At 41.6% G+C, this 8091-nt stretch carries 7 protein-coding genes; 6 read left to right on the forward strand and 1 reads right to left on the reverse strand.

Annotated elements, in window-relative coordinates; all coding sequences use genetic code 11:
• The coding region (locus tag ABYD77_RS16235; protein ID WP_372771153.1) for a S41 family peptidase at positions 1-1268 on the reverse strand (1268 nt) is incomplete at its 3' end.
• A 390-nt stretch (positions 1269-1658) separates the two neighbouring features.
• Between ABYD77_RS16235 and mraZ the strand changes: the two genes are divergently transcribed.
• The 6 genes from mraZ to murF are packed head-to-tail and all read left to right on the forward strand — an operon-like array spanning position 1659 to position 8066.
• Positions 1659-2117: a division/cell wall cluster transcriptional repressor MraZ gene (gene mraZ, locus ABYD77_RS16240; protein ID WP_010561177.1), complete on the forward strand. Its 459-nt coding sequence runs from the start codon at positions 1659-1661 to the stop codon at positions 2115-2117.
• 14 nt (positions 2118-2131) lie between these two features.
• Positions 2132-3067 carry a 16S rRNA (cytosine(1402)-N(4))-methyltransferase RsmH gene (rsmH, locus tag ABYD77_RS16245; protein ID WP_372771154.1) on the forward strand — a complete coding sequence of 312 codons (936 nt, stop codon included), beginning with the start codon at positions 2132-2134 and terminating at the stop codon, positions 3065-3067.
• Complete coding sequence (gene ftsL / locus ABYD77_RS16250; RefSeq protein ID WP_372771155.1) at positions 3067-3393, forward strand: cell division protein FtsL; 327 nt, start codon at positions 3067-3069, stop codon at positions 3391-3393. Before rsmH ends, ftsL begins: the two co-directional genes overlap by 1 nt.
• Positions 3390-5237 (forward strand): peptidoglycan D,D-transpeptidase FtsI family protein, encoded by a 1848-nt coding sequence (locus tag ABYD77_RS16255; protein ID WP_372771156.1) that lies wholly within the window; start codon positions 3390-3392, stop codon positions 5235-5237. Before ftsL ends, ABYD77_RS16255 begins: the two co-directional genes overlap by 4 nt.
• Positions 5224-6684, forward strand: a complete 1461-nt coding sequence (locus ABYD77_RS16260; protein ID WP_372771157.1) for a UDP-N-acetylmuramoyl-L-alanyl-D-glutamate--2,6-diaminopimelate ligase — start codon at positions 5224-5226, stop codon at positions 6682-6684. The genes ABYD77_RS16255 and ABYD77_RS16260 overlap by 14 nt, the downstream gene beginning before the upstream one ends.
• Positions 6681-8066, forward strand: coding sequence for a UDP-N-acetylmuramoyl-tripeptide--D-alanyl-D-alanine ligase (gene murF / locus ABYD77_RS16265; RefSeq protein ID WP_372771158.1), 1386 nt, complete (start codon positions 6681-6683; stop codon positions 8064-8066). Before ABYD77_RS16260 ends, murF begins: the two co-directional genes overlap by 4 nt.
• Positions 8067-8091 lie beyond the last annotated feature (25 nt).

Here is an 8091-nt window from a genome sequence, read left to right on the forward strand (position 1 = left end):
CTGCAGTTATCTGTTGGTACAAAGCCATAAGGTTTGCCACAAGTTTGTCCACCTATTAATACCACGTCAAGATCAATGCCCGCAAGACCATTGATCAGTGCTTCACTGGCAGAGCAGGTTGAGCCACTTGAGATCACATACACTTTGTTTAATGCAACCGTAGGTAAATCAACACCGGTAAAGCGGCTATTATCCCAATCAATTTCTTGATTATAAAAACCCAGTGCCTGATCTTCTGACCATTTACCATTGTATTTTAAGGTGTAGTAGTTGCGGTTATTTGTATTTACGTCACCAGCAATCATGTAAGCTAGTTGTGATGAAAGTGCGAGTAAACCACCACCGTTGTAGCGTAAATCGACCACTAATTCACTGACATTAGAATTTCTAAATTCAGAAAATTTTTCAATCAAATCAGTTTGTGCATCGGCAATGCTAAAGGTGTCAAATTGGATATAACCAACTCTCTTACCATCGTGCACAAAGGTATTCGTTGCTTTTACTGGAGCTATTTCAAAGCTACCAGAGGTGACAGCCAATGTTTTTTCAGTACCAAATACATCTTTTACTTTAATGGTATGTGTCTGGCCATCATTTTCAGGGAATAAGCCTGCATTTAAGGTATCAACATCATCGCTATTAATAAGATCAACACCATCCACTGCTAAAACTTGATCACCACGATTAAAGCCCGCAACTGCGGCTGGCGAATTTGGCTCAGTTTGCACAACCAATAACTCCCTTGGGGGGGTGGTACTGCCAAAGTGCCAGCGAATGCCATAGCCTGATGATGCGCCGCCTTGAGTGCGTTCGCGGTATTCCGCAGTATCTTGATAGAAGTGAAAATTATCTTTATCTGCACCTGAGTCGGTTTTTGCGAAGGTTTTTAAAACTTCAAAATAAGATTGCGGTGTACTGTAGTTGGCTGGATCAACATCATCAACTTCGTTGTACCATAGGTAAGATTCATGGTTCCATGAACGAAGCCACATTTTTTCGTCGTTCAGTGTACCAGCAGTATCTTTATAAACTTCGCCAGTGTATGGATCGGAACCTGTGCGAACAATTGCGCACTTATTTGCAAAATCTTCTTTTGCTTTAAATTCATTGGCAACCCATTGGTTGTCATTACCACCTGTTGTTCCACCGCCAGTTGTACCACCATCAACAACTGTTTCACTGTCATTACTTGAGCTACCGCCACAAGCAGCAAGCATCGAAAATGATAAGGCTAAGGTGATTCCTTTTTGCAATTTAATGAACTTCATAAACATCTTCCTTAAATAAGATCGCAATTTATGGCTCCAAATTACCAGAGGGTAAAAATAACAACAATAAATTACCGTTAAAGTTTGTAAAATCCAAAAGCAAGCTGCAAATCGTTTGCACAATAAATAATATTAATTCGATCGCTTTTTATGCAAAAAGGTTCAATGCAAGGCTAGTAAAGGCTTGATCTAAGATCTCTCTCCACTTTTTTCCACTAAATTCATCAACTTTGCTCTAGCCCTTATCAACAAAGGGCTTGCGAGAAAAATATTATTGTTACAATTCTTGACAAATACCTGTGTCAAGCCCTAGACTCTAATGCTGTGGAGAAAAGTGGTAAAAAATGGATCTCAGTGGATCGGCACTAATAACAAAATGGGAACGCTTACATGTTTCGTGGCGCACATGCAATTAATCTCGATGATAAAGGACGCTTGGCGATACCAACCAAGTTTCGTGCTTTATTGCAGGCAGATTGCGAAGGCCAATTAGTGTGCACCATTGATTTAAAAGATCCCTGCCTGTTGTTGTATCCATTAAGTGAATGGCAAGAAGTTGAACAAAAACTTAGCCAGTTATCGAACATGGTTGAGGCTGAGCGTCGTGTTAAGCGTATTTTGCTAGGTAGTGCGATGGAATGTCAGCTCGACAAAAACGGCAGAATTTTATTGTCTTCTCCACTAAGAGCGCATGCAGGGCTCAATAAAAAATTAATGCTAGTAGGTCAGTTGAATAAATTTGAGCTGTGGGATGAAGATACTTGGAATGAAAAACTTCAACAAGATATCGCCCAAGAGCAACAAAAAGATCTGACCGTTAGCGAACGACTACAAGATTTCAATTTTTAATAAATAGGCGCTCTATGTCTCAAAGCCAACAACATATTTCCGTGTTACTCGATGAAACAATCGAGGCTTTAGATATAAAGCCAAATGGTATTTATATTGACGGTACCTTTGGTCGTGGTGGTCATTCTGGCGAAATCTTAAAACGTTTAGGTGAAAATGGTCGTTTAGTTGCGATAGATCGCGACCCAACAGCAATTGAAGCTGCGAAAAAGTTTGCAAATGATGCACGTTTTCAGATTGTGCATGATCGCTTTTCTAATATTCGCCAAGTAGCAGAAAATCTAAATCTCTTGCATCAAGTCGATGGTATTTTGCTCGATATTGGTGTTTCAAGCCCACAGCTAGATGAAGCGGATCGCGGTTTTAGTTTTATGCACGATGGTCCACTTGATATGCGAATGGATCCAAGCTCAGGCCGCAGTGCTGCAGAGTGGCTAGCAGAAGCTGAACTTGAGGATATTACCTTTGTGATTAAAAAGTATGGCGAAGAAAAATTTGGTCGCCGTATTGCGACAAAAATTATTGAAACCCGTGATGAGACGCCAATTACCACAACCAGGCAACTAGCAAAGCTAGTGGATGAAGCTGTACCGGTTAAAGATAAGCATAAGCATCCAGCAACACGTACCTTTCAAGCTATTCGTATTTACATTAACAGTGAATTAGAAGAGATCACAACGGCATTACAAGGCTCGCTTGATGTATTAAAGCAAGATGGCCGCCTTGCAGTGATTTCATTCCATTCACTTGAAGATCGCATAGTAAAACAGTTTGTAAAAAAACAGAGTAAGGGAGAGTCGGTTCCAAGAGGCCTTCCCTTGACTGAAGATCAGCTTAATAAAAACCTAACGCTGAAAGCGATAGGAAAGGCTATTAAACCTAGCGAGCAAGAAATAGCTCGCAATAGCCGTGCGCGCAGCTCCGTACTTAGGGTCGCCAAGAGGTTGTAGTGGCTAGTAAAAATAATACACGTCGGCCAAACCTTTTTATCGAGATCGCTAAGGGACTTTTTAGGGAGAAGGTCACTTTGGGGCTGCTTTTTTCTATTTTTGCAACAGCACTTGCCGTTGTAATGGTAACTGATGCATCTCGTGCAGAAGTGATCAAACAAGATAAATTATTACAACAAAAAGATGAGTTAGATTTGGCATGGGGCTATTTAGTGGTCGAAAGTGAATTCTACGCACAGCATGCCCGTGTTGAAGATATCGCCAAGAAAAAACTCAATATGAAACGACCAGAACGCAAGGATGAGAAGCTGGTGGTACTGCCATGAGACGAAATAATCACAAACCTAAACAAGGTGCATTAATTCGCTGGCGATACTTATTAGTATGTGTCACGATTTTTGCTGTATTTGCCACTCTAGTTGCCCGGGCGGCCTATATTCAGGTGATTGAACCTGATTTTGCTGTGTCTGAAAATGATAAACGTACCGTGCGTGTTGAAAAGGTGAATGTGCAGCGTGGTTTGATTTTAGATCGCCACGGCAACGAGTTGGCTATTAGTGTTCCAGTCGTTAGTGTTTATGGTGATCCAAAACAACTAGACAAAGCATTAACTGCAAAGGCTTATAGCTTAACACGTAAGCATGCGCGCGAGAATCAATTAGATTTAAAACAAGCAATAGCAGCACTTGATAAAGATCCAGCTCGCTTAGCACAGCAAAAAGAAGAGATTTATAATAGTGATTCACGTTGGCAGGATCTTGCTGAAGTTCTGCGTCTGCAAAAGCCGCTTATCGATGGTAAATTAACAAGCGACAGTTCGCGTCGTTTTGTTTATTTAAAGCGCCAAGTTACACCACCTGTAGCACGTTATATTTCTGAACTTAGTTTACCAGGTATTTACCTACTAGATGAATCAAAACGCTTTTACCCAGCGGGTGAAGTGACAGCACATGTTTTAGGCTTTACCAATATCGATGGCGAAGGCATTGAAGGTATTGAGAAACTTTACAATGAAGCACTCACAGGTGAAGCAGGTAAGCGAACAATTCGCAAAGATGCACAAGGGCGCGAGATTGAAATATTAGACGAGCGTGCGCGTATTGAGCCGGAAAATATTCAATTGAGTATTGATCAGCGTATTCAATCTTTAGCATACCGTTCCCTTAAATCTGCAGTATTAAGTTATCAAGCAACCTCTGGTAGTGCCATGGTGGTTGATGTGCATACCGGTGAAGTATTGGCGATGGTGAATAGCCCGTCATTTAACCCTAATAATTTAAAAGATGCTGCACCGCATAAACGCCGTAACCGTGCTATAACCGATTTATTTGAGCCTGGCTCAACAATGAAACCTATATCAGTATTAGCTGGGTTAGAGTACCGTACTATAGATTTTGATACCGTCATCAATACCAAAGGCTGGATGCGTGTTGGTGGTAGTATTGTCACTGATGGCAAAAATAATGGGCCAATGGATCTGCGCACTATTTTGCAAAAATCATCAAATGTCGGTGTATCAAAAATAGCGCAAACTATGCCAAAACAGGACTTCATCGGTTTTTTCCAGCGTTTAGGCTTTGGTGAGGAAACGGGCACAGGTATGGTGGGAGAAAGCGACGGTTTATTCACACCTCATGGTCGCTGGTCTGATTTTGAAGTTGCGACACTTTCATATGGCTATCGAATTTCTGTCAGCACTGCACAAATGGCGCGAGCCTATGCAACTATTGGCTCAGGTGGTATTAATCGTCCACTGACAATTCTAAAGCAAGAAGGCAAAGTGCATGGTGAACGTGTATTTGATAAGCGTAATGCATATGCTGTGCTTGAAATGATGGAAAGTGTATTTGAACGAGGTGGTACTGCTACTCGCGTTAAACTAGATGGTTATCGTGTTGGTGGTAAAACAGGTACTTCGAAAAAAGCCGCATTTGGTGGTTATGGTGACGAATATGTCGGTTACTTTGCAGGTATTGCCCCTGTATCGGATCCGCGTTTAGCAGTGGTAGTAATGATTAATGAGCCCGCAGGTGATGTTTATTATGGCGGTGATGTTGCAGGCCCTGCTTTTTCTGAAATAATGTCTGGATCGCTTCGTATTCTAAATGTTGCCCCTGATTTAGAGGCGGTCGCACAACTAAACCAACGGCGAGAATATGTTACCTATTGATCGCGCACTGCTCGCAATAGGTGAACCTAGCTGCGGCATTGAAACAAACACTCTGACTTTAGACAGCCGGGCCATTGCGCCCGGTACTGCGTTTATTGCAATAAAAGGTCATCAGCTTGATGCATCACGATTTATAGACTCCGCATTAGCATCAGGCGCATCACTTGTTTTGGTTGATAGCCAATGCGAATACTTACCTGAGCATGAAAATGTATTGGTGATTGATGGTTTGGCAAATCAGCTTAGCCTTTTTGCAAGTGCTTTTTATAACAAGCCAAGCGCGAAATTTAAATTAGTAGGCGTAACAGGGACTAATGGTAAATCTACTGTCACCAGTATGATTGCGAACCTTGCCAATGCACACGAGCAAAAAACAGGTGTTATTGGAACTCTTGGCTGGGGGCAAACAAATGATCTTACGCCGCTTGCCAATACCACTCCTTCAGCCATCGAATTACAACACTTGTTCGCGCAAATGCAGGATTATGATCTCGTTGCGATGGAAGTGTCTTCACACGGGTTAGTGCAAGGTCGGGTTGATCACAGTGAGTTTGATATTGCTGTATTTACTAATTTAAGTCGCGATCATTTAGATTATCACGGCACTATGCATGCTTACGGCGAAGCAAAGCTGACTTTACTTACTAAGTTTTCGACAAAATGTAATGTCGTTAACTTTGATGACGCACAAGTGAAACAGTGGTTAGCTGAAAATAGAATACCTAACCCAGTGGTGTTTGGTGAAAACTTACCAACTGATATTGGCTATCCTTTTGTTTCTTTTGATAATGCTATTTACTCAAAGCAAGGGTTAAAGTGCCACGTTCGTTCTAGCTGGGGCGTGAGTGAAATAACCTTACCGCTTTTTGGTAAGTTTAATCTATACAACTTAACAGCAGCGCTCGCGACATTACTGAATTTAGCATATGACTTTGATTGGTTAATTGATAAGATTGAGCAATTAGATGCGGTAGTCGGAAGAATGCAAGCTTTCAGCGCAGATAATTACCCTACCTGTATTGTGGATTATGCCCATACGCCAGACGCACTTGAGCAAGCACTTGTTGCTTTATCACACCATGTTGGCAACAACATAACATGTGTTTTTGGTTGTGGCGGTGATCGCGATAAAGGTAAACGTCCATTGATGGCTCAGATTGCAGAAAAATATGCAAAAAATGTGGTTGTCACAAATGACAATCCACGCACAGAAAATGCTGAGGCTATTACAGCGGATATTCTCACTGGATTTAAATTCCCAGAAACAGCGGTGGTAGAGCATGACCGCTTTGCCGCAATAAAGCTTGCGATTACTTCCACTTCACCTGATGGCATTGTACTCATTGCCGGAAAAGGGCACGAAGACTACCAAATTATAGGCACTAATACTGTTCACTTTAGTGACAGTTTAGCTGCACAGCAGATTTTAAAAGGGGAAAATGCATGATTTCGGCTGATCTAAATTGGATAGCGGATGTCTTAGGTGTGTCATATCAAGGCGAAAATACGCCATTTTCAACCATTGTAACTGATTCTCGCCAGCTACAAGCAGGTGAAGTCTTTTTAGCGCTAAAAGGGCCAAACTTTGATGGCCATAAATTTGCTAAAACGGCGCAACAGCTTGGCGCTAAAGCATTGATTGTGGAAACTCTTCAAGATGTAGATATACCTCAATTTGTTGTAGAAAACTCTCGTCTTGCACTTGGTAAACTCGGTGCAGCCGTGATGGCGCATGTCAGCCCTAAAACAGTGGCTATGACAGGCAGTGTGGGTAAAACCACTGTTAAAGAAATGACCGCTGCAATTTTGTCACAACTGGGTGAAGTGCTGGCAACGAATGGCAATTTTAACAACGATATTGGCGTGCCTTTAACTTTATTGCGCCTTGAAGAAAAACACCAATATGCGGTGATAGAACTAGGCGCAAATCACTTAGGTGAAATTGCCTACACTACTGATTTAGTGAAACCACAGGTTGCAGCTATTACCAATGTTGCTGAAGCACATTTAGAAGGCTTTGGTGATCTATTTGGTGTTGCACGTGCTAAAGGTGAAATTTTCTTAGGCCTGCCAGATGACGGTGTTGCAGTTGTTAACGCCGACAGTGAGTTTATTGATTATTGGTTAGCGCGCCTTGAAGATAAACAGGTTACGCAATTTTCTGCAACCAAACAAAAAGATATCTGGGCTGAAAACATCGAACTTGATGATCTTGGCCGAGCACAATTTACTCTTGTGTATAAAGGTGAATCTGTGCCTGTTAAATTGCCAATTCCAGGCAAGCATAATGTGACAAACAGTTTAGTTGCTGCAGCATTAGTGTTGCCACTTGGCGTAACACTATCACAAGTTGCTTCAGGTTTAAGCAATATGCCGCAGGTAAAAGGGCGTGTAAATATTATTGAAGTGTCTAATAAGTTGACGTTAATTGATGATAGCTACAATGCAAACCCAGGCTCTGTTCGTGCAGCAATTGACTTGTTAAGTGGTATTAATGGCGAAAAAATGCTGGTTTTAGGTGATATGGCTGAACTTGGTGAAGATGCACGTGTCTATCACCAAGAAGTGGGTGAATATGCCAAAACAAAAGGCATTGATCATGTATATACATTAGGTGTATTGAGCCAATCTGCCAGCGATGTTTTTGAACAACCTGGTCGCCACTTCTCAACACGTGAAAAACTCGTTGAAGCATTAAAGCAAGCGTTAGAAATCGACTTAGCAAATACTCTCGAGCGCACAACAATACTCATAAAAGGTTCGCGTAGTTCTCGCATGGAACTATTAGTAGACGAGCTGAATAATAAGAAAGGTGAACAGTCATGTTAATGTGGTTGGCTGAATATTTAACCCA

The sequence above is a fragment of the Pseudoalteromonas sp. genome, assembly GCF_041629635.1.
In the GTDB taxonomy this organism is placed as follows: Bacteria; Pseudomonadota; Gammaproteobacteria; order Enterobacterales; family Alteromonadaceae; genus Pseudoalteromonas.